This is a genomic window from Mesorhizobium sp. WSM4807, assembly GCF_055811615.1.
The window spans coordinates 79,701-105,607 of the sequence record NZ_JBVVQY010000003.1; the positions used below are offsets into that span (position 1 = coordinate 79,701).

The following is a 25,907-nucleotide window of genomic DNA, read 5'->3' on the forward strand; positions in this document are numbered from 1 at the left end:
ATCCTACTGCCCTACTGCCCTACTGCCCTACTGCCCTACTGCCCTACTGCCCTACTGCCCTACTGCCCTACTGACCCGCCAGATGACATTGCCGACGTCGTCGGCGACGAGCAGTGCGCCGGTCTGATCGACAGCAACGCCGACCGGACGGCCCATCGCCTTGCCATCACGCCCAATGAAGCCAGCGAGCACATCCTTCGGGGGACCGCTCGGTTTACCAGCGCGGAACGGCACGAAGATCACCTTGTAGCCGCTCAGCACGCTCCTGTTCCACGAGCCGTGCTGGCCGACGAAGGCGCCGTAGCGGTAGGCCGGACCGAGCGACGCGCCTTTGGAGAAGGTCAGTCCCAGCGAGGCGGTATGGGAACCCAGCGCATAATCGGGCTTGACCGCCCTCGCCACGAGATCGGGGCGCTGCGGCTTGACGCGTTCGTCGACGTTCTGTCCGAAGTAGCTGTAGGGCCAGCCGTAAAAAGCGCCGTCACGAACCGAGGTCATATAGTCCGGCACGAGATCGTCGCCGATCTCGTCACGCTCGTTCACGGCGACCCAAAGCGCACCAGTTTCAGGGTTCCAGGAGAGCCCGTTCGGGTTGCGCAGCCCTGACGCGAAGACCCGGGTACGGCGGGTCGACCGGTCCACTTCAAGGACGGCGGCGCGGTTCTTCTCCGCGGCCATGCCGTTTTCTCCAACGTTACTATTTGAGCCGACGGTGACATAGAGCTTGCGTCCATCCGGACTTGCGATCACATCCTTGGTCCAATGATGGTTGAGATCTCCGGCCGGTAAGTCGACGATCTTTTCCGGCGGCGTTGTGGCTCGGGTCTGGCCATTGGAGTAGGGGAAAGCGACGAGCGCGTCGGTATTCGCCACATAGAGCCTGCCTTTGGACAGCGTCATACCGAACGGTGAATTGAGGCCTTCTGCGAACGTCCTGCGCAAATCCGCAATGCCGTCGCCATTGGTGTCGCGCAGGAGCGTGATGCGGTTGGCGCTTTTGGTCGCGGCCCCGGCGCGCTTCATGGCCAGGTCCATGAAGACCTTTCTAAGGCTGAAGCCTTCGTCATGCTTGGCAGGGGCATTGGTTTCGGCAACCAGCACGTCGCCGTTCGGAAGCACGTGCAGCCAGCGCGGATGGTCGAGGCCGGTGGCAAAGGCGTTCACCGTCAGCCCGTTCGCTGGGGTCGGCATACCACCATTCTGCCAGCCTTTCGCCTCGGCGATGTTGACGGTCGGGATCAGCGTCGGTCTTGGTTTCGGCAAAGTGGGGTTTGGGCCATAGCCGGTTATTGCCCCCGTTTTCTGCGCCGAAAAGCCAGCGCAGCTCGCCATGACGGCTCCCAATACCGCTATGAGTAGGCCTCGTGGGAAGCCGGCATGCATTGGACGTCCTCCGCATGGATTGCGTCGTGCTCTTTACGCAAACGCGAGTCGACGACGTATTATTCCAAACTGGCTCCAAATAACGGCGTTGGTCCGCCGCCTCGGATGACCGTCAAAACCGTCACACCAAACCGGTTCGCCCGTGCTAGTAATCACAGCCTAGTCGCCGCCGCGCGGCGGCATATTCGAGAGACTGGCGACGCGACCATGACCATCACTCTCAACCCGGAAGGCGGCGATCTGTCGCCTTATCTGCCAGACGAGCACGGGCTGTTCTTCGTCTATCACTTCACCGCCGAAGGCGCGAGAACCAAAGACGCGGCCGCCACACACTGGATCTGGCGCAGCTACCAGCTTTCCGACATGCGCGCCCGCCACGAGATCGCCACCGAGCCGGCTTTGCCGCCGCCGGTGCGCGATGCCTTCCTGACGGCCGGCCATGGCTGCCACATCGACCTCGAGAGCGACTGGCTCTACGGCGATCTGCCGGACCTGCGTCACGACTATTCGGCGGAGGCGCGCGGGCTCGGTCATTTCCGCTTCGCCTTCAACGACACGATGCTGATCGGCGGCCGCAAGCAACCGCTCCGGTCGGTCGACAATGTCCGCAAGGCGATCGACAACGGGTCGCGCAAATTCCGCTCTCCGGCCGAACTGATCGAGGCTGTCATGGGCCAGTCGCTCGACGGCATGGCGACAGAACTCGGTGGCCTTGGCGACACGCTCGACGGCATCGAGGACCGCATCGTCTGCGACGGATGGCACAATGAGCGGCAGGCGCTGGTCGACGCGCGCCGGCAATTGGTGGTGATCCACCGGCAGATGGCGGCGTTAACCACTTTGTTCCGCCATCTCGACCATTCGCATCGCAACGACTTGCCTGATCCGATCAACGCCATGGCGGCGCGGCTTTCGCACCGCGCCCATACATTGCATCACGACGGCGAGCAATTGCAGGCGCGCGCCCGGCTCTTGCAGGACGAGCTGATCGCCAAGCTGACGACGCAGTCGAACCAGTTGCTCTACATGCTGTCGGTTATGACGGCGGTGCTGTTGCCGATGACGATCATCTCAGGCCTGTTCGGCATGAATGTCGGCGGGCTGCCGCTGGTCGACACGCCAATCGGCTTCTGGGTGGCGTCGGCGATATCGTTGGTTGTCGCGGCGGTCGTATGCCTGTTCGTCAGGCGGCTGGGGCGCGGGATGTAGCGGCAACCGTTACAAGGTTGCGCGAAGATCCTCGATGACAGTGCCGGCGGCGCGCACCTCCGCTTCGTGGTCCGGCTCGCGCCACGTTTCGGCAAGGGCTGCCGCGTACCATTCGCGCATCGCCGGCAGAGCCAGCAATCGCGCCGGATAGGCGGCAGCTGCGCCCTCGAAAGACAGTCCGTAGGACTGAACCCTAAACGCCACCGGGGCAAAGAAGGCGTCAACGGCGGTGAAGCGATCGCCAGCCAGGAACGGTCCGCCGAAGCGGAGCAGCCCATCGCCCCAGAGATCGCCGAGACGGAAGAGGTCGTGCTTCAGCGCATCGGACATCGGCACCGGCGCGACGCGGACACCGCAATTCATCGGACAGGAGCCGCGCAAAGCGGTGAAGCTCGAATGCATTTCGGCCGCAGCCGACCGCGCCCACGCTCGCGCCTTCGCGTCGGCAGGCCAGACGCCGGCGTGGCGCTCGGCCAGATATTCGGCAATGGCGAGCGAATCCCAAACCGCCCAGCCGTCGTCGATCAGGCAAGGTACGCGGCCGCTGGGCGAGAACGGCCGGTAGAGGCTCCAGCTCGATCCGGTCGGAAACGGTGTCAGCCGCTCCTCGAATGGGACGTCCAATGTCCGCATCAGCACCCAGGGCCGCAGCGACCACGAGGAATAATTCTTGTTTGCTATGTGTAGCACGTACATCGAAAATCCCTCGTCCTAACGCACTGCCGGCCGGATCTCGCGGCCGCGGAACATCGACCAGGAGTAGATCGCCAGCGCCGTCCAGATCAGGCCGAAGGCGATGGCCTGGATGCTGCCGAAGGGTTCGCCGAAAATCAGCACGGCGATCAGGAACACAATGGTCGGCGCGATATACTGCATGATGCCGATGGTGGAGAGACGCAACAGCTTGGCCCCGAAGCCAAACAGCAGCAGCGGTATGGCGGTGATCGGGCCGCAGCCGATCAGCAATGCGGTATCGTTCAGGGAACTGGAGACGAAATGGTCCTGCCCGGTGACGATGAGGAAGATGATGTAGCCGAGCGCCGGCACCGACAGCAAAAGCACTTCGAGCAGAAAGCCCTGGCTCGGACCGATCGGCAGCGTCTTGCGGAAGAAGGCGTAGGCGGCAAAGGAAAACGCCAGCACCAGCGACACCCAGGGCAGCTTGCCGGCATCGATCGTCAGCACCGCGACCGCGATGGCCGCCAGCACCACCGCCGCGATCTGCAGCCGGTCGAGCCGTTCGCCGAGCAGCAGCGCGCCGACAACGACGCTGACAAGCGGGTTGATGTAGTAGCCAAGCGCGGTCTCGATGGTACGGTCGACCGCGATCGCCCAGACATAGATGCCCCAGTTGACTGAGATCAGCGCCGCCGTCAGCGCCGCCATCGAAATGATGCGCGGCGAACGCAATGCCGCTTTGAAATCCGCCGTGCGGCCGGCCCAGATCAAAACCACCGCCGCAATCGGCACCGACCAGACGATGCGGTGCGCGATGACTTCGATCAGCGGCAGATGTGCGACCGCCTTCATGTAGAAGGGCAGCAGCCCCCACAGGAGATAGGCGCCCAGCGCCAGCAGAAAGCCACGTCGGGCCTTTGAGTCTGCTTCGAGCTGAATTGCTTGCGTAGCCATGGCCCAACGCTATGCGCCAGCCGCCGTGCCAAGACCATCGCAAAGTTCTGATGGATCAATGGACTTTCGCTGATGGTTCAATCCTACTCTGCCGCGACCAGCCCAGCCAACTCGCGGTTCTTCATCAGCTTGTAGACGATCGAATCCATCAGCGCCTGGAACGAAGCGTCGATGATATTTTCGGAAACGCCGACCGTCCACCAGCGGGCGCCGGTGCCGTCATGCGATTCGATCAGCACGCGAGTGATCGCCTCGGTGCCGCCGTTGAGAATACGCACCTTGAAGTCGGCAAGCTCGAGGTCGGCGATCTCGTTCTGGAACTTTCCGAGATCCTTGCGCAGCGCGATGTCGAGCGCATTGACCGGGCCGTGCCCTTCCGCCACCGACATTTTCTCCTCGCCGTCGACCAGCACCTTGACAATCGCCTCGGAGACCGTCTTCAGCTGGCCGTTGGCGTCGAAGCGGCGCTCGACCATGCAGCGGAACGAGGTGACGCTGAAGAATTCCGGCAGACCGTGCAGCATCTTGCGCGCCAGCAGTTCGAAGCTGGCATCGGCGCCTTCATAGGCATAGCCCTCGGCCTCGCGCTCCTTGACCACTGATATCAGCGCATCGAGCCGGTGGTCGTCCTTTGGCATTTCGATGCCGCGCCGTTTCAACTCGGCGAGGAAATTGGCCTTGCCGCCCTGGTCCGAGACCATGACGCGGCGGCGGTTGCCGACCGCTTCCGGCGGCACATGCTCGTAGGTGGCCGGCTCCTTGGCCAGCGCCGAGGCATGGATGCCGGCCTTGGTGGCGAAGGCGGAAGCGCCGACATAGGGCGCCTGCGCTTCCGGCGCACGGTTCAGCAATTCGTCGAAGGCGCGGGAAAGGCGCGATATGCCGGCCAAAGCTTCGGCCGAGATGCCAGTCATAAAACGCTTGGAAAAGGCCGGCTTCAGCGCCAGGGTCGGCACGATCGAGATCAGATTGGCGTTGCCGCAGCGCTCGCCGATGCCGTTCAGCGTGCCCTGGATCTGGCGCACGCCGGCCTCGACGGCGGCCAGCGAATTCGCCACGGCCTGGCCGGTGTCGTCATGGGCATGGATGCCGAGATGGTCTCCGGGAATGCCTGAGGCGATGACCTTCTCGACGATGGCACGCACTTCCGACGGCTGCGTGCCGCCATTGGTGTCGCACAGCACCACCCAGCGCGCGCCGGCGTCGTAGGCGGTCCTGGCGCAGGCGAGCGCATAATCGGGATTGGCCTTGAAACCGTCGAAGAAATGCTCGCAGTCGACCAGCGCTTCCTTGGCCGAGGCAATCGCCGCTTCGACTGACGCCTTGATCGCCTCGAGGTTTTCTTCGTTGGTGCAGCCCAGCGCGACGCGGACATGGTAGTCCCAGCTCTTGGCGACAAAGCAGATGGCGTCCGACTTCGACTGGACCAGTGCGGCAAGGCCTGGATCGTTCGAGGTCGACACCCCTGCCCGCTTGGTCATGCCGAAGGCGACGAATTTGGCACTGGCCGTGCGGTGCTCGGCGAAGAAAGCAGTGTCGGTCGGATTGGCGCCGGGATAGCCGCCTTCGACATAGTCGACGCCGAACCCGTCGAGCAGCCCGGCGATGGCAATCTTGTCCTCGACCGAAAAGTCGATGCCCGGCGTCTGCTGGCCATCGCGCAGTGTGGTGTCGAAGAGATAGAGGCGCTCGCGGCCCATGATCATTTCCCCGCAAACCGATCCGTCGACCGGATCAGCCGGTCGAGGATGCCCGGCTCCGAATAGGCATGGCCGGCGCCCTCGATCAGGTGGAAATCCGCCTTCGGCCACGCCTTGTGCAGCGCCCAGGCATAGCGCGCCGGGCACGGCATGTCGTAGCGGCCATGAACGATGGTGCCGGGGATATCCTTCAACTTGAAGGCATCACGCAGCAATTGCCCTTCCTCCAGCCAGCCGGCATGGACGAAATAATGGTTCTCGATGCGGGCGAAGGCGACGGCGTAGTCGTCTTCGCCAAACCGGCTGCTGGTTTCCGGATCGGGCAACAGCGTGATCGTCTCGCCCTCCCACAGGCTCCAGGCGCGGGCGGCCTCGACCTGCGCCTTGCGGTCGCTGCCGACCAGCCGCTTGCGATAGGCGGCCATCATGTCGCCGCGCTCGGCCTGGGGGATCGGCGCCAGGAAGCGCTCCCATTTGTCGGGGAACATTTCCGAGACGCCGAACTGGTAATACCATTCGAGCTCCGCGCGCGTCAGCGTGTAGATTCCACGCACGACCAGTTCGCTGACCCGCTCGGGGTACGTCTCGGCATAGGCCAGCGCCAGTGTCGAGCCCCACGAGCCGCCGAACACCAGCCATTTGTCGAAGCCGCACATGTCGCGCAGGCGCTCGATATCGGCGACCAGATGCCAGGTGGTGTTGGCCTCGAGCGAGGCGTTGGGCGTCGACTTCCCGCAGCCGCGCTGGTCGAACAGGATGACATCGTAAAGCTTCGGATCGAACAGCCGCCGGTGCTTCGGGGAAATTGTGCCGCCCGGTCCGCCATGCAGGAATACGGCCGGCTTGGCACCCCTGGTGCCGGAACGCTCCCAGTAGACCTGATGGCCGTCGCCGACATCCAGCATACCGGACTCGTAGGCCTCTATCTCCGGATAGAGGGTGCGCAGTTCACTGCTCATAATTTCAGGCCCTGCTGCGGCCAGTTGGCCGTCTCGTGATCCGGATGCTGGAAGGAGATGATCGATTCCTGCCGGGTGTAGTAGTCGGGATCGTCATGGACCGGCGCATCGAAGATCTTCTCCACCCAGGGCAGCCGGGCGGCGTAGTTGACCTGGATCTGCGGTGCGAGGTCGGAGCGATCGTCAAAAGCGCCGATGGCGATCTCAAGCCCGCCGGGCTGCCTGTAGGTCAACGGCGTGCCGCAGCGGGCGCAGAAGCCGCGATCGATGTTGACCGACGACTGGAAATAGCTCGGCTCCTCGCGCACCCATTCGACGCCGTCCTTCGGCACCGTCACCAGCGCGCCGAAGAAGGAGCCGAACTGTTTCTGGCACATACGGCAATGGCAGATGGACGGGCGCCCAAGCGCCCCACGAATGCGGAAACGCACGGCGCCGCACTGGCAGCCGCCGGTTCGAACGGTTTCGGTCATGATCTTTCCTCCGGCGGCCATTGTTCGGTGTCGTGGTCGGGGTGCTGGTAAGAGACGAGGTCGGCGAGATAGGAGGACGACGAAATATCGGCCATCGTGTCCTCGCCGGGCAATTCGTGGATGTGATCGACATAGGGGAGTTTTGCTTCGATGCCCCACTGGATGGTCGGCGCGATGTCCTCCGGATCGTCGAAGGCGGCGATGGCGAGTGCGATGCCGTCGGGCGCCTCGAAGGTCAGCGGCGTGCCGCAATCGGCGCAAAAACCACGCCATGCAGCGTTGGACGAGCGGAAGCGTTTGGGCTCGCCGCGTGTCCAATCGAGTTTTGCGCCACGCACGGACACCAGCGGCAGGTAGAAATTGCCGGTTGCCTTCTGGCACATGCGGCAATGGCAGACGGAGGCGTCACCCAGCGCGCCTTCGACACGGAAGCGCACGGCGCCGCACTGGCAACCGCCTGTATAGACCGGTCTGTTGTCTAGGCTCATTGCTTCACTCCGCGGCATGGCAGACGGCTTCGACATTGTTGCCGTCGGGATCGAAGACAAAGGCGCCATAGTAGTTCGCATGATAGTGCGGACGCAGGCCCGGCCCGCCATTGTCCTTGCCGCCGGCCGCGATGCCGGCGGCGTGGAAGGCATCGACCTCGGCGCGACTGCGCGCGGTGAAGGCGACGTGCTGGCGGTCCTTCGGCTTGTCCTTGCCTTGATGCAGCCAAAACACCGGCCGGTCACGGCCATAGCCGCCGACCTTCGCACCGCCGGTATATTCCTGCGGCACCATGTAGAGCAGCGAGGCACCGAGCGGCGCCATCGCCTTATCATAGAACGCCTTCGACGCGTCGAAATCGGAAACGGTGATGCCAAGATGATCGATCATCTTTTTACCTCCCAGGTGGTGATGCGGGCGCTGGTGACGGGATCTTTGCCGTCCTTCAACTGGATACCTTGCGCCAGCAATTCGGCACGGATGCGGTCGGCCTCGGCCCAATTTCCAGCAGCGATGAGGGTCAGGCGTTTGGCGATCGCCCTGCCGATGGCGTCTTCATCGACTTTGGCCGGCGTAACGTCGAAGCCAAGGAACAGCAACGCCGCCTTCAGCGAAGCGGCAGCATCGTTGCCCGCTGCGGCAGCGTTACCGCCACCGGCAGCATTGAAATCCACAGCCTCGCCGACCAACTGCGTCAGCACCTGGAACGCAGAATAGGTTGCGAGATCGTCCGACAGGGCTTCCACCACTTCTATCGGCAATTGCTTTGCGGCTGGCGCAAGGTCCGCCGCCCGCTTCCATTTGCGCAGCGTATTTTCCGCCTCTTCCAGCTTGCGCACGGAAAAGTCGATCGGCTCGCGATAATGCGTCATCAGCATCGCCAGCCGCAGCACCTCGCCCGGCCATTTGCGGCCACCAAAGGTCTCGGTCTCCAGCAACTCGTTGATCGAATAGAAGTTGCCCAGGCTCTTGGACATCTTCTGCCCCTCGACCTGCAGGAAGCCGTTGTGCATCCACACTTTTGCCATCACATCGGTGCCGTGGGCGCAGCGCGACTGGGCGATCTCGTTCTCGTGGTGCGGGAAGATCAGGTCGAGCCCGCCGCCATGGATGTCGAAGACCTCGCCGAGATAGGCGGCCGACATCGCCGAGCACTCGATGTGCCAGCCCGGCCGGCCCCTGCCCCACGGGCTGTCCCAACCCGGCTCTTCCGGCGAGGACAGCTTCCACAGCACGAAATCGCCAGGGTTCTTCTTGTGTGGATCGACGGCGACGCGAGCGCCGGCCTGCTGTTCGTCGAGATTGCGCTTCGACAATTGGCCGTAGTCCGGCATCGAGCCCGTGTCGAACAGAACTTCGCCTGCCGCAACATAGGCATGGCCGCGTTCGATCAACCGTTGAATCAAGGAGATCATGTCGACTTTGCCATCGGCGCGCGGCTCGACGAATTCGGTGGCGCGCGGCTCGACCGTCGGTTCCAGGCAGCCGAGCGATGCCACATCCTTGTGGAACTGGTCGGCGGTTTTTTCGGTGACCCGCCGGATCGCCTCGTTCAGCGACAGCTTTCCCGAGGCAATCTCGCGGCCGAAATCGCGCAGTGCGCGGTCATTGATCTTGTCGTCGACATCCGTGATGTTGCGTACATAGGTGACGTGCGCTTGCCCGTAGAGATGGCGCAGCAGACGGAACAGCACGTCGAAGACGATCACCGGCCGCGCGTTGCCGATATGGGCAAAGTCGTAGACCGTCGGGCCGCAGACATACATGCGCACATTGCGCGGATCGATCGGGAAGAAATCCTCCTTGGTCCGCGTCAGCGTGTTGTAAAGGCGCAGGCCCTGCGATGCGTCAGACATTCGTGCCTTCCCGGTGCGTTACTTTTTGGCCGGGCCCACTTGCGCCGAGACGCAAATCAGGCACCAGCCTGCTGGCCGGGGCGTTTGTCCACTCTAGAAGGAAGATAGGCGAAAACGTCCGGACCAGCGCGAAGCTAGCCAATAATGCAAATGCCACAAATGGCGAAAGACGTTCTCATGAGCGGCTTTATCGCCTCACCCAGTGTTGCCGTCAAGTCGCAACTTTCGGCAAAAGAGTCGCTGGATCACAGGTAATGACGCGGTGAAACATTTTATTAAACATCTCGGCACAGTCATGAAACATTCACCGGCTAGATCACCAGATGTCACGATTTGGTCGGATTCGACCAGCAAACGCGGACACGAAGACGTTACCAGGGAAGAGAAAAATGCCCCGAACCAAGCAGGACTCCAGCAGCGCCAAGCAACCTGCGCTCGCCAGCCAATACCGGGCGATCGGTCCGGCCGCGATCGTCGCCGCCCTTCTCCACACAGCGAAGAAGAAGAAGCCGGTGCAGAAGATCATATCGCCGCGCGCTGCCTGATGTGACGTGCGGCCGGCCGGACGCCAGTAAATGGGGCGCCGGCAATGAAGGCGCTGAAAGCGCCTCAGGAAATAGCAGCTGCTGCTAAAACAAGGCCATCTGACTGTCGTCCGCGCCGGGCTTCTGGCGCCTGGCCTTCCCGGGCTCCGGGCTCACGACGCCCCTTTCCTGAATCTCCGGCCCGGTGTTGGCGACCTTGTTGACAAGGTCGGAAACCGGAACAGCCTCGAAGAAATCGAGCTGTGCCGGTCTGAGCAGGTCGGCCACGTCGCGCGGCTCCAGCGTGCGGCAATCCAGCCAGCGGACGAAATCCTGCGGATCCATCACCACCGGCATCCGGTCATGGATATGGGCGATGTCGGCATTGGCGTTAACGGTCAGGATGGCGCCGGTGTCCATCTCCGAACCGCCCGGCTCGGCATAGGTCTCGATCAGCCCGGCGAAGGCGACAAGCCCGCCATGCTTCGGCCGCACCCAATAGGGCTGCCCCCTCTTGCCGCCTGATTGACGCCATTCGTAGAAGCCGGAAGCCGGGACCAAAGCGCGGCGATGGCGCATGGCGGTGCGAAACGAGGCCTTTTCCGTTGCTCCCTCCGAGCGGGCGTTGAACAGCAGCGGAAACTCACGCGTGTCCTTCACCCAGGCAGGAATCAGTCCCCAGCGCACCAGCATCGGCTGCCGGTCAGGCAGATTCGAGCCCGGCGCCTGCGGCAAGCCTGCAATCGCCATCAGGACCGGCTGCGTCGGCGCGATGTTGTAGCGGGCCGGAAAATCCTCCAGCTCCGTCAGACCGAGAAAGGCGGCAGTCTGGTCCGGCGTGGCGGTCAAGGCGAAGCGTCCGCACATAAGCTAAAAACTCGTTGAATTGGTCGGATGCGAAGGTGGCAATGGAACCGGCGTTGCGCAATCGCTAATGCTTCTTAAAGCCGACCGGTCCACAACGGGCTGCAGCAAATGACGATCGGAGGTCCATGGACGAGATGCGCAAGATACTCCCGGCTGTCTCGGTCGCCATTGTCCGCGGCGACACGGTGCTGCTGGTCAAGCGGGCGCGGCAGCCTTCGCAAGGATTTTACGCGTTTCCAGGCGGCAAGGTCGAGGCCGGCGAAACGCTGCAACAAGCCGCGCAGCGCGAATTGCTGGAAGAAACCGGGTTGCAGGCTCACAACTACCGCCCACTTCGGGAAATCCACATCGACGGCGGCAGCGACGGGCACCCGGTCGACTATCTGCTGACGGTGTTCGGCGCCACCTATGTCGGCGGCGAGCCCGTAGCCAGCGACGACGCCGAGACCGCCGCCTTCTATACGCTCGGCGAAATGACGGCGCTGCCGCTTGCCGCCTCGGTGTTTGCCGTTGCCGAAGAATTGCTCAGGAATGCAGGGGCGTAACCTCCAAAATCGCCTTGCAGCCGACAAATTGTTTGGCCACATAGACTTATGATCCGCGCATCGATTTTCCTTGCAGCTTGCCTCGCCGCCAGTACGGCAATCGGCGTGCGGCCGGCGCTGGCCGCCGAGTCGCCGTTCGAGCCGGGGCTGATGCGGCTGGCGGAGGTGCTTGGGTCGCTGCATTTCCTGCGTAATCTGTGCGGCGAGAAGGGCGACCGCTGGCGGGTCGAGATGGAGAAGCTGATCGCTTCGGAAAATCCGGACCCGAAGCGGCGCGCCCGCTTCATCGCCAGCTTCAATCGCGGCTACCGCTCCTTCGGCGGCACCTACACGAAGTGTACCGCCTCGGCGACCGAAGCCATCAGCCGCTACATGAAGGAAGGCGAGACGCTGTCGCGCGACATCGCCTCGCGCTACGGCAACTGACCTTGGCACCCCCTGCTTGTGTCCGGTGGCGGCTTAGTGCAATCCTTGTGTTGCACTTCTGCAACGGCATTAACGAAACGTTACCGCGCGGATGTGGAATTAACTCAAACTGAAGGTTTTCATCCCGCTCGCCGGCCTAATCGGCTAAGTTTGAATCGGATCGAACGCAGGTTTGCAAAACGTGACGAGCCCTTGTCGAAACGACCCTAGAAATGTCGTATTTACAAGTACTTACTTAACCTGCGTGTAAAAGGGACAGCCCAAGCCTGATCCGCATCTGCCGGATCGCCGCTTGAAAAGGGTGGACATCGCAATGGAACATGGCGTCAACGACATCGACGCGCTGGTCAGGGAAGAAAAGCGCCTGACTGCCGTGGAAAGCCACAGCGAGGCCTGGGCGGAAGGGCTTTCGGCCGGAATCGAGCCGGAAATCATCGCCGAGGCGGCCCTTGAAACCGCGTTCGGCGAAATGCTGCGCGCCAATGGCGAGACCTCGGCCCTTGCCCTGCTCGACCGCATGCGTGAAAAGGTGATAGCCGGGGCCTTCGAACCAGGACGGCTGCGGCACTGAACCGGCATCAGGCTCTTTGACCACGGCGTGCCGCTTGGGCGGTCATGCCCCGGGCACCTGTAAGGGCCTGGGCATCTGTAAGGGCCTGGGCATCTGGACGGAATCATGGAGAGGCAGGCGGTGAACTTTTCGACGTCAGGCCAGCCGCGTGGCTTGGCCCTCAGCATCCGGCTCGCCGCTTTTTGCGCCGCGGTTCCGCTCGCGCTTTGCCTCGCAAGCAGCCCCGCTTACGCACTGAGCGAAATCAAGCGCGAGGACCTTCCTTCGCCGGTCGCGCCGCCCGCCGACGACGACATGTCGCCGCCGGGAACTGCGGTGCCGATGCCCGACCCGCTCGCCACGACGCCGCCTGCGGCTAGCCAGCCGACGCCCCCCGACGAGCGGGAACAGATCGAACCGGAGAGGCCAACAGACGATGGTGGCATAGCCAATCCGCAAGTCGACCCGGATGAACCCTTGCCCGAGGTCGTCTACGATCTCAGCAAGCTGCCGGAGCCGGTCAGGCGCATGCACGATCTGATTATCGGGGCCTGCAAGAGCGGCGACATCGAAAAGCTCCGGCCGCTGATCGGCCAGGGCGATACGATGACCCAATTGTCGCTGAGCGAGATCGAAGGCGACCCGATCACCTTCCTGAAAGGTCTTTCGGGCGACACGGAAGGCCAGGAAATCCTCGCCATCCTGGAAGAGGTACTCAGTGCCGGCTATGTCCATGTCGATGTCGGCACGCCGCAGGAGCTCTATGTCTGGCCATATTTCTTCGCGCTGCCGCTGGACAAGCTCGACGCCAGGCAGCGGGTCGAGCTGTTCAAGATCGTCACCGCCGGCGACTATGACAGCATGAAGCAGTTCGGCGCCTACATCTTCTACCGCGTCGGCATCACGCCGGACGGACAGTGGACGTTCTTCGTCGCCGGGGATTGAGCGGCCGGCGGAGACGCAGCACAGACCTTCCGTAGGCTCGCCGGAATAGCTGTCTTTCGTGCATGGTTAAGGCGCTTTTGATCGACAATCGCCTTTGCGCTCGATCTTAGAAACGGGAAGCCGGACCCTTTTGCGGCATCAATTCGCTGAACTTTTGTTCGGCCCCTTTATCTACGGCATGAAGCCTTTCTGATTCTATTTACAACTGTATTCCCAAGTGAAATATTGAGGGTGTTCAGCATCTGGATCTTCTTCTTGCTCAGGATCTCTGCTTATTGTTATGCCGCCCAGAGAACTGACGCCGTTTTGGCAGCTGCCTTTAATCAATCCTGCAACCATTCCAAAAATTTGCAAATGGCGCTCACGGAATGACATTTCTGCAAGCGGCCCATCATACTTTTTTCTATCATGAACGACCTCTATGCGTCGTTCGTTTGAGTCTATGGCGATTATAGAGTAGTTAAACACTGAGCCATCTAATTCAGACACTCCTTGCTTTAAACTATTGAATGCGTTTGCCGAACCTATCATCATGCACAGGATGGGTAATAAAGTAGATATATATTTGGTATAATCGATATCAACCATAATCTCACTCCGCCAATGCCTCGGAGAACTCCACTGCTCTGCCCTGCCCCGGCGTGACGATCTCGCCTTCCCACATCACGCGGCGGCCGCGCACGACTGTGCCGACCGGCCACCCGGTCACTTCTCTGCCGTCATAGGGCGTCCAGCCGGCCTTCGAGCCGGCCTGCGCATTGGTGATGGTCTCGCGGCGCTTCAGATCGACAATCGTGAAATCGGCGTCGTAGCCGGCGGCGATGCGGCCTTTGCTGGCCATGCCGAAGATGCGCTGCGGGCCGTGGCTGGAGAGGTCGACGAAACGTTGCAAGGTCAGCCGGCCGGCATTGACGTGATCCAGCATGATCGGCACCAGCGTCTGCACACCGGTCATGCCCGACGGCGAGGCCGGATAGGGCTTTGCCTTTTCGGCCAGCGTGTGCGGGGCATGGTCGGAACCCAGCACATCGACGATGCCTTGCGCAATGCCGTGCCAGATGCCGTCGCGGTGGCGTGCTGCACGCACCGGCGGGTTCATCTGGATCAGCGTGCCGAGACGTGCATAGTCGTCAGCGCTGAGCGTCAGATGATGCGGTGTCGCCTCGCAGGTCGCGACGGCCTTGTGCCGTTCGAGGAGGGCGATCTCCTCGGCGGTCGAGATGTGCAGCACATGGATACGCGCGCGGGCTTTCCGAGCAATGCGCACAAGACGCTCGGTGCAGCGCAAGGCGGCGATCTCGTCGCGCCAAACCGGATGCGAGGCCGGGTCGCCCTCGATGCGTTCGCCGAGCCGCTCGCGCAGCCGGAATTCGTCCTCGGAATGGAAGGCCGCACGGCGGCGGGTATTCCTCAGGATCGAGGCGACGCCCTCATCGTCCTCGACCAAAAGGTCGCCGGTGGACGAGCCCATGAATACTTTTATGCCGGCAGCACCGGGTAGCCGCTCCAGTTCGCCGACATCCCCGGCATTGTCGCGGGTGCCGCCGACCCAGAAGGCAAAGTCGCAATGCATGCGGCCGGAGGCGCGCCGCACCTTGTCGGCAAGGGCTGCCTCGCTGGTGGTCAGCGGGTTGGTGTTGGGCATCTCGAAGACGGTGGTGACGCCGCCCAGCACAGCTGCCCGCGAGCCGGTCTCCAAATCTTCCTTGTGCTCCAGCCCCGGCTCGCGGAAATGCACCTGGCTGTCGACGACGCCGGGCAGGATGTGCAGGCCACGACAGTCGACCGTCTCGCCGGCTGAAGCCTGGCCGAGATCGCCGATGGCGGCGATGCGCCCGTCGTTGATGCCGATGTCACGCCGGCCCTCGCCATCGTGGTTGACCACCGTGCCGCCTGTCAGGATGAGGTTGTAGGTCGTGGCCATGCTGATCCGGTCTCTTGCGGGGGGAGTGTCAGCGGCTTACGTAATGGCCGACTGTTTTGCAAGATCAGGTCTTTTTCCGCCCATGCCCTTTGCCCAGTTGAAAGATCGCGCACTCGTTTCCGTGTCAGGCCCGGATGCAGAGAACTTTTTGCAGAACATTCTGACCACCGACCTCGACGCACTGGCTGCCGGCGAAGCAAAGCCGGGCGCCTTGCTGACGCCGCAAGGCAAAATCCTGTTCGACTTCCTGATCTCCCGCGCTGGCGAGAATTTGTTCCGCCTCGAATGCCGATCCGATATATCAGACGATTTCATGCGCCGGCTGATGCTCTACAAATTGCGGGCCAAGGTCGAGATCGCCAAGGTAGATCAGGGGCTTGTCGCTGTTGCGTGGGGAGATGATTCAACCACTTCGCAATTCGATTCAACACCGGTTGCCGATGCACGGTTCCTCGACGCAGCCGTCAGTCGCTTTTATGGCGCCAAGGCCGCGGGCGGCAACCCGGCCGCATGGCAAGCTCTGCGCATCGCCCATGGGGTTGCCGAAAGTGGCAGCGATTATCAGCTCGGCGACGCCTTCCCGCATGATGTGCTGCTCGACGAGACCGGCGGTGTCGGCTTCAGGAAGGGCTGCTATGTCGGCCAGGAGGTGGTCTCGCGCATGCAGCATCGCGGCACCGCCAGACGGCGGGTACTGATCGTTTCGGCCGAGCGGCCCCTGCCGGCTCCTGGTGCCGAACTGACAGTTGCCGGGCGACCGGTCGGCACGCTTGGTACTGCCGCCGGCACGGCAGGCCTCGCCATAGCCCGTATCGACCGAGTCAAGGCAGCGCTCGACGTCGGCCAGCCGATCATGGCGGATGACGTCACTGTGTCGCTCACCATCCCTGCCTGGGCGAAGTTCACTTTTCCGCTGGAAACCGTTGGCCCGCAGGAATCCGTCGGCGTGGAGGAGGCCTGATGGCGGCCGACCGTGCCGGCGCGCCGCCGCGCGCCTGGCAGCGCATGCTGTCGGGCCGGAGGCTGGATCTGCTTGACCCTTCGCCGCTTGATATCGAGATTTCGGACATCGCCCACGGGCTTGCCCGCGTCGCCCGCTGGAACGGCCAGACCAGCGGCGATCACGCCTTTTCCGTCGCCCAGCATTCGCTGCTGGTCGAGGCGCTTTTCGGCGAGCTGGCGCCGGACGCCCCGGCCGACGCGCGGCTGGCGGCTTTGCTGCACGACGCGCCGGAATATGTCATCGGTGACATGATCTCACCGTTCAAATCGGTGATGGGCGGCAGCTACAAGGAGTGCGAGCTGAGGCTGCAGCGCGCCATCCATCTGCGCTTTTCGCTGCCGGTCGAACCTAGTGCGGGCCTGCGCAAGGAAATCAAGCGCGCCGACCAGATCGCCGCCTATTTCGAGGCGACGCTGCTTGCCGGCTTTTCGACCGCCGAGGCGACCGAATTCTTCGGCCGGCCGCGCGGCTTCAATGCCGAACGCTTCGATTTCACCCCGCGTTCGGTGACCTGGGCGCAAAACGCGTTCCTCAAACGGTATGCGGCAATCGAGAAATCGCGGCGTCAAACGCTGCAGCCGGCCGACTGAAAAACGGTAAATTAACCGAAAAGGACAACAGTGCCGTGTTCGATCACGGTCTGCAGGCACGCCTCATGTCCGTCACTCATGCCAAGGCTGGTTCGCCCGTCCGCGGACGGAGGGCCGAAGGCATAGGCCTGCCGCGACGGATAGAGGACGAACTGCGCAAACAGGATGATCGTTTTTCGGCCGCCGTCGAGAACATGTCGCATGGCTTGGCCATGTTCGATGCCGACGAGCGTATGATCGTCTGCAACGGCAATTATACCAGCATCTTTTGCCTCGACGCCGAGAGCGTGCAGCCCGGCATCCGGTTTTTCGACATCCTCCAGCACAGCGTCGACATCGGTGTCGCCTCGCACAGCGCCGAAGAACTCTACGCCATCCGCAAGCCCTATATCGACCGGGCGAAACCCTCGACCTACGAGGAAACGCTGTCGGATGGCCGCATCATCAACATCTCGCACCGGCCGCTGGCTTCAGGCGGCTGGGTGTCGATCTACGAGGATATCACCGAACAACGGCGCGCCGAGCAGGAGCTGAAGGAGCAGCATCGACGCTTCGACGCGGCACTCGCCAACATGTCGCAAGGCCTTTTGATGTATGACGCAGACAGCAGGCTGATCGTGCGCAACGAACGTTTCCTGGAACTCTACCACGTGACGCCGGCCGATTTTCCGCTTGGCATGAGCCACGGCGACGCGCTTGAGCAGCTCGTGCGCCTGGGTATCTATGCAGAGATCGACATCGACAGCGAGATCTCAAAAACCGCAGCCTGCCTTCAAGCCGGGGAAATGCGGTCAACCTATCGCCATCTTGCCGATGGCAGAACGCTTTTGGTCGTGCGGCGGCCGATGAGTGGAGGTGGCTGGGTCGCAACTTTCGACGACGTCACCGAGCGCAGGCGCGTCGAAGAGCGCATGACCCACCTTGCACATCACGACACGCTGACCAATCTGCCCAATCGCTCGATGTTCCGCGAACGGCTCGACCAGGCCTTGGGCGAGGCCACGGACCTGGCGATATTCTCGCTCGACCTCGACCGCTTCAAGTCCGTCAACGACACCTGGGGGCACCCGGCGGGCGACTGGCTGCTGAAATGCGTGGCCGAGCGGCTGCAAAATTGCCTTCGCAACGAAACGGACGTGGTCGCTCGTTTCGGCGGCGATGAGTTCGTCATCATCCAGTTCAATACAAAAGGTGCCGGCCCAAAAGGTGCCGGCGATGCGGAAAAACTGGCAAAACGCATTATCGACATCATCGGAAAGCCATTTCGCGACAAAAGCCGCGACATGCATGTCGGCATCAGCCTTGGCATCGCCCTTTTCCCCAATGACGGCAGGGATGCCGACACGCTGCTAAAAAACGCCGACATGGCCCTCTACAGGGCGAAAAGCGAAGGACGCAACGTCTATCGCTTCTTCGAGCCAGGCATGGATGCGATGGTACGGGCACGACGTGCACTCGAAACCGACCTGCAGGCAGCGCTGCGGCGGCGGGAATTCGAGCTCGATTTCCAACCCATCATGAACATCGCCTCCAGCGAAATCGTCGGCGCCGAAGCGCTGATGCGGTGGCACTCGCCGGCACGCGGCTTGGTGCCGCCAGACGACTTCATCCCGGTCGCAGAAGAAACCGGGCTGATCGTGCCGCTCGGCGAGTGGGCGCTGAGGAAAGCCTGCACGGTTGCGGCGGGCTGGCCGCATGGGTTGCGTATCGCGGTCAATGTCTCGGCCGTGCAGATCAAAAGTGGTACCTTTGCCCGCAGTGTGATCTCCGCGTTGGCATTTTCCGGCGTGCCGGCCGATCGGCTTGAACTGGAAATCACCGAAACGGTGCTGATGGACGAGAGCGATACCGTGCTCAAGACGCTCAGGCAGTTGCGCGACCTCGGCGTCCGTATCGCGCTGGACGATTTCGGCATCGGCTACTCGTCGCTCGGCTATCTCCGCCGCTTCCCGGTCGACAAGATCAAGATCGACCGCTCCTTCATCCGCGACATCGACAACCGCGACACCGCCGCGATCGTGCGCACGGTTATCGGGCTCGGTGCGCAGCTTGGAACGACCGTCACCGCCGAAGGCGTCGAAACCGGAGCGCAACTTGAATTCCTGCGCAGGGAAGGCTGTGTCGAGGCCCAAGGCTACCTGATCGGTGTGCCGTCGAATGCGGCGGATATCCAGCGCCTGCTGAAGTCGAGCGCGGTGGTCAGACAATCCGGTTGAACGCGACAGCGCCGAGCCAGTCATCGGCTCGGCCTGAGATACCTGCCATCAGCGCAATGTTTCGATATATTTTTCCTGGAAGCGCACGTAACCGGCTTCGATCTCCTTGAGATGGCGCTCGATCAGCGCGTGAAACGCCGGCAGTTGATGGAACGGCACACCCGGATAGGCATGATGCTCGGCGTGAAAGGGCATGTTCCAGGCGAGCTTGCGGACAAACCAGTTGGTCAGCGTCGTCCGGGTGTTTTCCAGCATGTTGGCCACGAAAGGGCAGCGGCCATGCTCGGCCAGCAAATAGAGGCGTAGGAACGGCTGCCCGAGAAGCGCCGGCACGATCCAGACATAGATGAGCGTGGTTGCCCGGAACCAGACGGCCAGCACAAGCACGACGGCATAGAAGGCAATCATGGCGCGGGCCTCGGCGCGCACCTTGGGCCGGCCTTTTGGCGGTACGCAACTGTCCTGGCATCTGCCAGTGGCGTTGATGTAGAGCCTCTTGAAGTGGCCCCACCACACCGGAATGCCGGAGACGTGGACAATATACTGCCGCAGCGTTTCCGGCTTGGGAAAGGCCAGTTCCGGGTCGTTCTCCGGATCCTGGGTGAAGCGGTGATGAACGAAATGGAAATAGCGGAACCAGTCGGCCGGCAACGCGATCGCCAGACTGCAGACCCGCGCCGCGCTATCGTTCAGCCGCTGTGTTTCGAAAGCCGTGCGATGAATCGTCTCGTGAAGAAGCGTGAACAGGAAAACGATCAGGATGCCTTGCGGCAGCATCAGAAGCGGCCAGAATGGGACCTTGGCGATGATCAGCAAGCCGATGACGACGATCGCGCCCCAATGACCGCCAAGCTGCAGCAGCCCGAGACGATCCGACTTGGCGGTCAGCCGATCGCGCTGTTGCTGCGTCAGCGATGCGATCACGTCGCGATGGTCCATTGGTTTCAATCCCGCACTGTCGATCAGATCAGGCTAATCGCCAAAGTAGCTTTCGCAAAACGAAGATTTCTGCAATTTAGATAAGCTTGACTTATCTATTGGCTGCCATGGTCGCACTTCCATCCTTGCGGGGACTCCAGGCTTTCGAGGCTGCAGCGCGCTGCGGCAGCTTTGCCGCCGCAGCCGAAGAACTTTCGATTTCCGCTGCCGCGGTCAGCCAGCTGATCCGGACCATCGAGGACCAGATGGGCCGCAAGCTCTTTCACCGGGTCAACCGCCGTGCCGTGCTGACCGATGCCGGCCGGGAAATGCTGCCTCGACTGACAACGGCCTTCGAGGAGATCGGCAGCGTGTCGCGCGAGCTCAGCGGCGCGGAGTTTCGATCACGGCTTGTCGTCTCGGTACCGCAATCCATGGCGATGGGCTGGCTCTCGACGCGCCTGAAGAGCTTTGTCGCCAGCCACGGCGCGGTCGACATATCGCTGAGAGGCGAAGACGATCCGGTGTCGTTCGACCGTGACCTGATCGACATACGTCTTTCCTATGGGCGCTCCCACTATCGCGACCAGGCAACGGAAGACATCGTGAGCGATGCCGTCTATCCCGTTTGCGCACCGGGCATGGCAAGCGGGATCGGCGGTTTTGAAGGCGCCGCCCTCGCCCGCTTGCCGTTGATCCATACGGATTGGGGGCCGACAGGCGCGTCCTTTCCATCCTGGCGCAACTGGTTCGAGACGGCCGGCATCGAGCCCGGCCGCGCGACCCAGCGCGGTCTGTCGGCGAATTCGTCACGGGCGGCCCTCGATTTCGCCATTTCGGGCCTCGGCGTCGCGCTCGCGCAGGGCGTCTTCTGCGCCGAGGCGGTGGAAGACGGCAGGCTGATCAGGCCCGTCGCACAGGCGCTGGAACTGCGCCAGCCCTATTGCCTGACGATCCCGCAACGAAGCTTGAGGCGCGACGCGGTGGCGGCGTTCAGGCAGTGGCTGATCGAGGAATGCCTACGCTCGGTGCTATCGCCGGCTCTAGTCGCGAAACAAAACGCTAACTCCTGATGGCAGGAGGCGGCATTCGACTATGGCGAACCCGCAGCTTTTGCGCCTGCTTAGAGGTGCCCGCTCAATCCGTCCACCATGTCCTTGTTCGTTGCCACGGGAACAATCTCGAAATCCACCAGATCCGACCATTCGATGACCCAACGCTGCAGCAGCGTGACGTCATCCGCCTCCATCAGGATGAAGCAGCGGCCCATGTCCGCCGAGATCCAGCTGTGATGAAGACGAAGCCCATCCGGCATGAGGCGACCACGGTCGCGGAAGCGACGGTAAATCTCCTTCCTATCGCGGCCGCGAAAATCCTCGATCACTATGAACAGCATCTCTCCGTCTCCCCAAGTGGAACGGTTACCGTCCCTGTCGGTCGAGCCGCTCCAGGAACCACTGCGTCAGCCGCACCCAGACCTCGTCTTTTTCGCCGGAGTCCTCCCAGCCATGGTCGAGATTGGGATTGTCGTTGACCTCGATGACGAAGACACCGTCCCTGGTCTCCTTGAGGTCGACGCCGTAGAGGCCGTCGCCGATGCAGCGCGCCGCCCTCACCGCCGTCTCGACGACATGGGCCGGCGCCTCCTTCAAGGTAAAGGTCTTGATGCCGCCCTGGTCGGGCTTGCCGTTGGCCTTGTGGTTGACGATCTGCCAGTGCTTCTTGGCCATCAGATAGTGCACGGCAAACAGAGGCTGACCGCCGAGCACGCCGACGCGCCAGTCATATTCGGTCGGAATGAATTTCTGCGCGATCAAGAGATCGGAATCCTCCAGCCATTCGGTGGCAAGCGTCTTCAGCTCCTCGAAGGTGGCGCATTTCTTGACGCCGCGCGAAAACGACGAGTCCGGGATCTTCAGCACCAGCGGAAAGCCCAGCGCCCGCGCCGCAACTTCGAGATCCGAGGTGCCGGCGATCATCACCGTCGGTGGCACCGGCACCTTGTTGTAGGTCATCAGCTCGTTGAGATAGACCTTGTTGGTGCAGCGGATCATCGACAGCGGATCATCGATGACCGGCATGCCTTCCTGCTGGGCGCGGCGCGCGAAGCGGTAAGTGTGGTTGGAGATCGAAGTGGTCTCGCGGATGAACAGCGCGTCGTAATTGGCGAGCTTGGCCAGATCCTTTTTGGTGATCGGCTCGATTTCGACGCCCATCTTTTCGGCGATCTTGGCCCAGTAGCGCAGCGACGAAATCTCCGACGGCGGCAACTCCTCGTGCGGATCGACCAATGTGGCGAAGGTGTAGCGCGCCGGCGTGCGGCCCTTGGTGTCACGCCATTCGCGGTTGGTGTAGGTCTCGAGGCACTGAAGGAAGCGCTTTTCTTCCTCCTCGGTCATCCTGGCCAGCGGATGGAAGCCGATCTTGCGGATCGACGCCCATTCGGCGCCGTCGGTGATGCGGACTTCCAGCGCCGGCGCTCGAAACCAGTCGAACAAAATCTTGGCGAAGCGATCCCATATCCTCGACGGGCCGATGCCGAAGAAGATGCAGACTTTTTGCGGAAAGGCGCCGCCCAGATCCTTGCGGCATTTGTTGAGCGCGAGTTCCAGCTCCGGCAGCGCGTGATCGTAGAGCTTGCGCTCGGAAAGGTCGATCATCGTCTCGACCGTCGGGATGACCTTGTGGCCGCGCGAACCGGCCAGCAGCGAGGCATAGTAGCCGCGGCTTTGGTAGCCGTAATTGTTCGACAGGTTGATGACCTTCGGCCGCTGGCCGCGAAACAGCGCCGGATGGGCAAGGTAGTCGCGATTGGTGATGATCTTGTGCGGTGTCGCCACCTGATCGAGATCATTCTGCCGGCCGGTAAGGATGACCCAGGTCATTGTCTGTCGCGCTTTCCGAGGGTAATGGCGGCACGCAATCCGTCGCGGCCGAACTGCGCCATGTTCATGAAGATGCCGTAAGGCACGGGAATGTTGGCGGCATCAAGAATGGTCTCCTGTCTCTCGTCTTCGACCCAGGGATCGTGGATCAGGATATGGTCGCCGTTGTCGCCGATGGCCAGCACCCAGTGCGGAACCTTCTTGCCGAACATCAGGAAGCCGCTGATCAGGACCAACACCAGTTTCCCCTCGGCGATCGCGGTGCGGATATCGTCGATGGCGAATGGACGGTAATTCACCGGGATGCCGTAAAGTTCCGCGCGCCGGCGAAAGTCGACCTGCGCCAGTTCCATCACCCGGCGCTTGTCTTGGCTGCGCACCGACTGCAGGAACAGCGCGCCATGGAAGGAGACATATATCTCGGCAGAGAGCCCGCTTTCATGGCCGGCAACGGCGAGGCCGAACGGCTCGCAGCCGCCAGGCCCCGACATCATGAAAACGGTGGTCGCCTCGCGCCACAAACGGATTTCCATGACCGGGTCGGGCACGAAGCCGGGCTCGAAATTGGCCATTGCCATCATCAGGCAGCACGGGCCGCAGGTGAATTCGCAGGTCTGCTGGTAGAACGGCACCCTGGTGGCGACCGGAATGTCGCCCCGCAAGGTCTTTTCGTAGCGCAGCGCCGTGGCGCCGTCCTCGTAATAGCCCGGTTCGCGGCCGATCTTGCGGTAACCGCTCTGCTCGTAGATGCGAATGGCTCGGCTGTTGTCCTCGCGCACCTCGAGGCGCAGCATCATGCGGTTGTGTTCGAAGGCGGTCTCCTCCGCCGATGCCAGCAGCATGCGGCCAATGCCTAGCCCACCGAAAAAGGGACCGATGGCGATGGAATAGAGCCGCGCGACGCCGCTGCCTTTGCGAAACAGCACGACCGCATAGCCGGCGACGCGGCCGTCGCTTTCGGCAACCAGCAGCTCGGCACTTTCGCGTTCGATCAACTGGCGAAAGGAGCGGCGGGAAATGCGATCGCTCGAGAAAACAGCCTTCTCGATGACGGCGAGGTCATCGACGTCGGACGCGCGGGCCGTGCGAATCTCGGCAGGCATGCGGGCTCGGAAAACCTCGATTGCGTTGTGGAAAAGGCCCTGGTCAGAGGTGTCGACAACACAGCCGAAGCGCCAGCATCCGTCAAGCGCTATCGCACCTTGATTCGGGCTCAATTGTGACAGGCTCGCCGGGTGCATGGCCCGAAAATCGAAATCGATTTTCGGAAAGGATCACGCGCAAAAATTAAAGTGCTACAGCGTCCTTTGCGCGTCCAAAGGACGCGCGGCGCTGTAGACGCAACCTTTGAAAAACAGGCGCAGCTCAGCTGGCCAGCCCGGCAAGAAGCTGGCTGTAGGCGCTCTTCGCCACCGCAGTCAGCTGCGCGCGCGGCAGCGAGCCGACGACGGCGCAGCCATAGCCCTTATCCAGCCAGTAGACGGCCTCGGGGCCGTTCTCTTCCGACCCATAGGTGCCCTTGGCCTTCTCGGCCGATTCGGCCGTGACGAACAGCGAGATGCGCTCGCCTTTGTCGTCCTCATAAAGCAGCATCGCGGCCTTGCTCTCGCCAGCGGGCAGCAGCCGGCCGCCGACGAGCTGGAATCCTTGCGCCGCCAGATCCGGTGCGACCAGCTTCAGGCCGACCCGATTGGACAGCCAGGTCTGCAGATGATCCTTGTCGCTGGCGGGCACTTCCACCGCATGCCGCTGCTCGGCGGCATAGATGACATGGGCTGCGATCGCCTGCTCGGCGAGTTGGTCTTCGGCGGGGTCTTCCAGGCCGAGATGGTCGATGCCGGCGAAATAACCGCCAACACCGCCAATGGCCAGCATCGCCGCTGCGGCAGCCGGGAGCCACCAGCGCGAGCCCAATGGCACCGTCTTGACCGGCGCCTCGCCGAACACGATCTTCTGCAACCGCGCCGGCACCGCCTCGTCGAGCACGCCGGCAAAAGCGGCACGAAGCGCTGCGCGGTCGGCGACATAGCGGGCGCTCCTCGCCTTCATTTCAGGATTGGCGTCGAGCCAGGCGTCATAGGCCACGCGCTCGTCAACCGGCAACTCGCCATCGAGGGCCATGTGGATGTCGCGTTCGGAAAAATCGCGCCGGGTCATTTCTCAACGATCCTTATCGCCCGGCGACGCGCGGCGTCATCCAGCAGCCCGCGCAACTCATCACGCCCGCGCGCGATGCGCGACATCAGCGTGCCGGCCGGCACGCCGAGGATGTTGGCGGCTTCGGCATAGGAAAAGCCTTCGATGGCGACCATGACCAGTGCTGCGCGCCGATCGGGGCTTATCGCCTGCAACGCGTCGATAATTTCGCGCGAGGCGATGCTCTCCACCTGCTCGGCTGGTGCTGCCTGCGCCTCGCTCGCTTCCAGCGGCAGCATCGCGGCTTCGCCGCGCCGGTTCACCTTGCGCATCTGGTCGATGAACAAATGATGCATGATCGTAAACAGCCACCTCCTGGGGCTTTCTCCAGTCTGCCAATTGTCGAGCCGCACAAGCGCCCGTTCGAGACAGTCCTGAACGAGATCGTCGGCGGAATCGCGGTCGCGCAGCAGCGAGCGCGCATAACGGCGCAGGCGTGGTATTTCGCCCAGGATTGCTGCCTTTTTTTCGTCCATGACCGCTGGTTCTGAGGTCGCCCTTGTTCATCCGATTGAACGCGTCTTCACGGCGCGGCGCAAGCGGCCAGCGCGAAGCGGTCCGCCGCCCCAGCCACCCAAGCAATGCAATAACGCTGGCGCGGGCCGATTTATTCCCGG

At 62.5% G+C, this 25,907-nt stretch carries 28 protein-coding genes; 10 read left to right on the forward strand and 18 right to left on the reverse strand.

Features of this window, described 5'->3' with window-relative positions; all coding sequences use genetic code 11:
- Nucleotides 1-51 precede the first annotated feature (51 nt).
- Entirely contained in the window at nucleotides 52-1,383 is a 1,332-nt protein-coding gene (locus AC0L3N_RS04635; RefSeq protein WP_473545975.1) for a PQQ-dependent sugar dehydrogenase, read from the reverse strand.
- Nucleotides 1,384-1,590: 207 nt separating this feature from the next.
- Here AC0L3N_RS04635 and AC0L3N_RS04640 point away from each other — a divergent pair, with 207 nt between their 5' ends.
- Entirely contained in the window at nucleotides 1,591-2,592 is a 1,002-nt protein-coding gene (locus tag AC0L3N_RS04640; RefSeq protein WP_473545977.1) for a transporter, read from the forward strand.
- A gap of 9 nt (nucleotides 2,593-2,601) precedes the next feature.
- Here the strand turns inward: AC0L3N_RS04640 and AC0L3N_RS04645 are convergent, their stop codons facing one another.
- From AC0L3N_RS04645 to cysS, 8 genes are all read right to left on the reverse strand, one after another.
- Entirely contained in the window at nucleotides 2,602-3,288 is a 687-nt protein-coding gene (locus AC0L3N_RS04645; protein WP_473545979.1) for a glutathione S-transferase family protein, read from the reverse strand.
- A gap of 15 nt (nucleotides 3,289-3,303) precedes the next feature.
- Nucleotides 3,304-4,224: an EamA family transporter RarD gene (gene rarD / locus AC0L3N_RS04650; RefSeq protein WP_473545981.1), complete on the reverse strand. Its 921-nt coding sequence runs from the start codon at nucleotides 4,222-4,224 to the stop codon at nucleotides 3,304-3,306.
- Between the two features lie 83 nt (nucleotides 4,225-4,307).
- Nucleotides 4,308-5,924 (reverse strand): citramalate synthase, encoded by a 1,617-nt coding sequence (cimA, locus tag AC0L3N_RS04655; RefSeq protein ID WP_473545983.1) that lies wholly within the window; start codon nucleotides 5,922-5,924, stop codon nucleotides 4,308-4,310.
- A 2-nt stretch (nucleotides 5,925-5,926) separates the two neighbouring features.
- Complete coding sequence (gene pip, locus AC0L3N_RS04660; RefSeq protein WP_473545985.1) at nucleotides 5,927-6,883, reverse strand: prolyl aminopeptidase; 957 nt, start codon at nucleotides 6,881-6,883, stop codon at nucleotides 5,927-5,929.
- Nucleotides 6,880-7,356 carry a GFA family protein gene (locus tag AC0L3N_RS04665; protein WP_127313523.1) on the reverse strand — a complete coding sequence of 159 codons (477 nt, stop codon included), beginning with the start codon at nucleotides 7,354-7,356 and terminating at the stop codon, nucleotides 6,880-6,882. Before AC0L3N_RS04665 ends, pip begins: the two co-directional genes overlap by 4 nt.
- Nucleotides 7,353-7,844: a GFA family protein gene (locus AC0L3N_RS04670; protein WP_473545987.1), complete on the reverse strand. Its 492-nt coding sequence runs from the start codon at nucleotides 7,842-7,844 to the stop codon at nucleotides 7,353-7,355. Before AC0L3N_RS04670 ends, AC0L3N_RS04665 begins: the two co-directional genes overlap by 4 nt.
- Before the next feature lie 4 nt (nucleotides 7,845-7,848).
- Complete coding sequence (locus AC0L3N_RS04675) at nucleotides 7,849-8,235, reverse strand: VOC family protein (protein ID WP_473545989.1); 387 nt, start codon at nucleotides 8,233-8,235, stop codon at nucleotides 7,849-7,851.
- Nucleotides 8,232-9,701, reverse strand: a complete 1,470-nt coding sequence (gene cysS / locus AC0L3N_RS04680) for a cysteine--tRNA ligase (protein WP_473545991.1) — start codon at nucleotides 9,699-9,701, stop codon at nucleotides 8,232-8,234. Before cysS ends, AC0L3N_RS04675 begins: the two co-directional genes overlap by 4 nt.
- 389 nt (nucleotides 9,702-10,090) lie before the next feature.
- Between cysS and AC0L3N_RS04685 the strand changes: the two genes are divergently transcribed.
- A complete protein-coding gene (locus AC0L3N_RS04685) occupies nucleotides 10,091-10,246 on the forward strand; it encodes a hypothetical protein (RefSeq protein ID WP_095496669.1) in 156 nt (51 codons plus the stop codon).
- Between the two features lie 84 nt (nucleotides 10,247-10,330).
- Here AC0L3N_RS04685 and AC0L3N_RS04690 read toward each other — a convergent pair whose 3' ends face one another.
- Nucleotides 10,331-11,092: an SOS response-associated peptidase gene (locus tag AC0L3N_RS04690; protein ID WP_473545993.1), complete on the reverse strand. Its 762-nt coding sequence runs from the start codon at nucleotides 11,090-11,092 to the stop codon at nucleotides 10,331-10,333.
- Nucleotides 11,093-11,217: 125 nt separating this feature from the next.
- On the opposite strand from AC0L3N_RS04690, the gene AC0L3N_RS04695 reads away from it, so the two are divergent.
- From AC0L3N_RS04695 to AC0L3N_RS04710, 4 genes are all read left to right on the forward strand, one after another.
- A complete protein-coding gene (locus tag AC0L3N_RS04695) occupies nucleotides 11,218-11,637 on the forward strand; it encodes an NUDIX hydrolase (RefSeq protein ID WP_473545995.1) in 420 nt (139 codons plus the stop codon).
- Nucleotides 11,638-11,685: 48 nt separating this feature from the next.
- Entirely contained in the window at nucleotides 11,686-12,063 is a 378-nt protein-coding gene (locus tag AC0L3N_RS04700) for a TIGR02301 family protein (protein WP_473545997.1), read from the forward strand.
- 313 nt (nucleotides 12,064-12,376) lie between these two features.
- Nucleotides 12,377-12,634 (forward strand): hypothetical protein, encoded by a 258-nt coding sequence (locus AC0L3N_RS04705; RefSeq protein ID WP_077381793.1) that lies wholly within the window; start codon nucleotides 12,377-12,379, stop codon nucleotides 12,632-12,634.
- Between the two features lie 120 nt (nucleotides 12,635-12,754).
- Nucleotides 12,755-13,558 carry a hypothetical protein gene (locus AC0L3N_RS04710; protein ID WP_473546341.1) on the forward strand — a complete coding sequence of 268 codons (804 nt, stop codon included), beginning with the start codon at nucleotides 12,755-12,757 and terminating at the stop codon, nucleotides 13,556-13,558.
- A 195-nt stretch (nucleotides 13,559-13,753) separates the two neighbouring features.
- On the opposite strand, the gene AC0L3N_RS04715 is transcribed toward AC0L3N_RS04710, so the two are convergent.
- Nucleotides 13,754-14,146 carry a hypothetical protein gene (locus tag AC0L3N_RS04715; protein WP_473545999.1) on the reverse strand — a complete coding sequence of 131 codons (393 nt, stop codon included), beginning with the start codon at nucleotides 14,144-14,146 and terminating at the stop codon, nucleotides 13,754-13,756.
- 4 nt (nucleotides 14,147-14,150) lie between these two features.
- Nucleotides 14,151-15,482: a dihydroorotase gene (locus tag AC0L3N_RS04720; RefSeq protein WP_473546001.1), complete on the reverse strand. Its 1,332-nt coding sequence runs from the start codon at nucleotides 15,480-15,482 to the stop codon at nucleotides 14,151-14,153.
- Between the two features lie 82 nt (nucleotides 15,483-15,564).
- Between AC0L3N_RS04720 and ygfZ the strand changes: the two genes are divergently transcribed.
- The 3 genes from ygfZ (at nucleotide 15,565) to AC0L3N_RS04735 (ending at nucleotide 19,291) form a co-directional block, all read left to right on the forward strand.
- Nucleotides 15,565-16,443, forward strand: a complete 879-nt coding sequence (gene ygfZ / locus AC0L3N_RS04725; protein WP_473546003.1) for a CAF17-like 4Fe-4S cluster assembly/insertion protein YgfZ — start codon at nucleotides 15,565-15,567, stop codon at nucleotides 16,441-16,443.
- Entirely contained in the window at nucleotides 16,443-17,075 is a 633-nt protein-coding gene (locus tag AC0L3N_RS04730; RefSeq protein ID WP_095496677.1) for an HD domain-containing protein, read from the forward strand. Before ygfZ ends, AC0L3N_RS04730 begins: the two co-directional genes overlap by 1 nt.
- Before the next feature lie 65 nt (nucleotides 17,076-17,140).
- A complete protein-coding gene (locus tag AC0L3N_RS04735; RefSeq protein WP_473546005.1) occupies nucleotides 17,141-19,291 on the forward strand; it encodes a putative bifunctional diguanylate cyclase/phosphodiesterase in 2,151 nt (716 codons plus the stop codon).
- Nucleotides 19,292-19,339: 48 nt separating this feature from the next.
- Here AC0L3N_RS04735 and AC0L3N_RS04740 read toward each other — a convergent pair whose 3' ends face one another.
- Entirely contained in the window at nucleotides 19,340-20,230 is an 891-nt protein-coding gene (locus AC0L3N_RS04740) for a fatty acid desaturase family protein (RefSeq protein WP_123149801.1), read from the reverse strand.
- A 107-nt stretch (nucleotides 20,231-20,337) separates the two neighbouring features.
- On the opposite strand from AC0L3N_RS04740, the gene AC0L3N_RS04745 reads away from it, so the two are divergent.
- Nucleotides 20,338-21,282: a LysR substrate-binding domain-containing protein gene (locus AC0L3N_RS04745; RefSeq protein ID WP_123149898.1), complete on the forward strand. Its 945-nt coding sequence runs from the start codon at nucleotides 20,338-20,340 to the stop codon at nucleotides 21,280-21,282.
- 50 nt (nucleotides 21,283-21,332) lie between these two features.
- On the opposite strand, the gene AC0L3N_RS04750 is transcribed toward AC0L3N_RS04745, so the two are convergent.
- The 5 genes from AC0L3N_RS04750 to AC0L3N_RS04770 form a co-directional block, all read right to left on the reverse strand.
- Nucleotides 21,333-21,605, reverse strand: a complete 273-nt coding sequence (locus AC0L3N_RS04750) for a DUF3303 domain-containing protein (protein ID WP_123149802.1) — start codon at nucleotides 21,603-21,605, stop codon at nucleotides 21,333-21,335.
- Nucleotides 21,606-21,630: 25 nt separating this feature from the next.
- Complete coding sequence (locus AC0L3N_RS04755; protein WP_473546007.1) at nucleotides 21,631-23,094, reverse strand: RimK family protein; 1,464 nt, start codon at nucleotides 23,092-23,094, stop codon at nucleotides 21,631-21,633.
- Complete coding sequence (locus tag AC0L3N_RS04760; RefSeq protein WP_473546008.1) at nucleotides 23,091-24,197, reverse strand: peptidase C39 family protein; 1,107 nt, start codon at nucleotides 24,195-24,197, stop codon at nucleotides 23,091-23,093. Before AC0L3N_RS04760 ends, AC0L3N_RS04755 begins: the two co-directional genes overlap by 4 nt.
- A gap of 262 nt (nucleotides 24,198-24,459) precedes the next feature.
- On the reverse strand, nucleotides 24,460-25,251 hold the full coding sequence (locus AC0L3N_RS04765; protein ID WP_473546010.1) for an anti-sigma factor family protein: 792 nt from the start codon (nucleotides 25,249-25,251) through the stop codon (nucleotides 24,460-24,462).
- Complete coding sequence (locus AC0L3N_RS04770) at nucleotides 25,248-25,766, reverse strand: sigma-70 family RNA polymerase sigma factor (protein ID WP_135936357.1); 519 nt, start codon at nucleotides 25,764-25,766, stop codon at nucleotides 25,248-25,250. Before AC0L3N_RS04770 ends, AC0L3N_RS04765 begins: the two co-directional genes overlap by 4 nt.
- Between the last annotated feature and the right edge of the window lie 141 nt (nucleotides 25,767-25,907).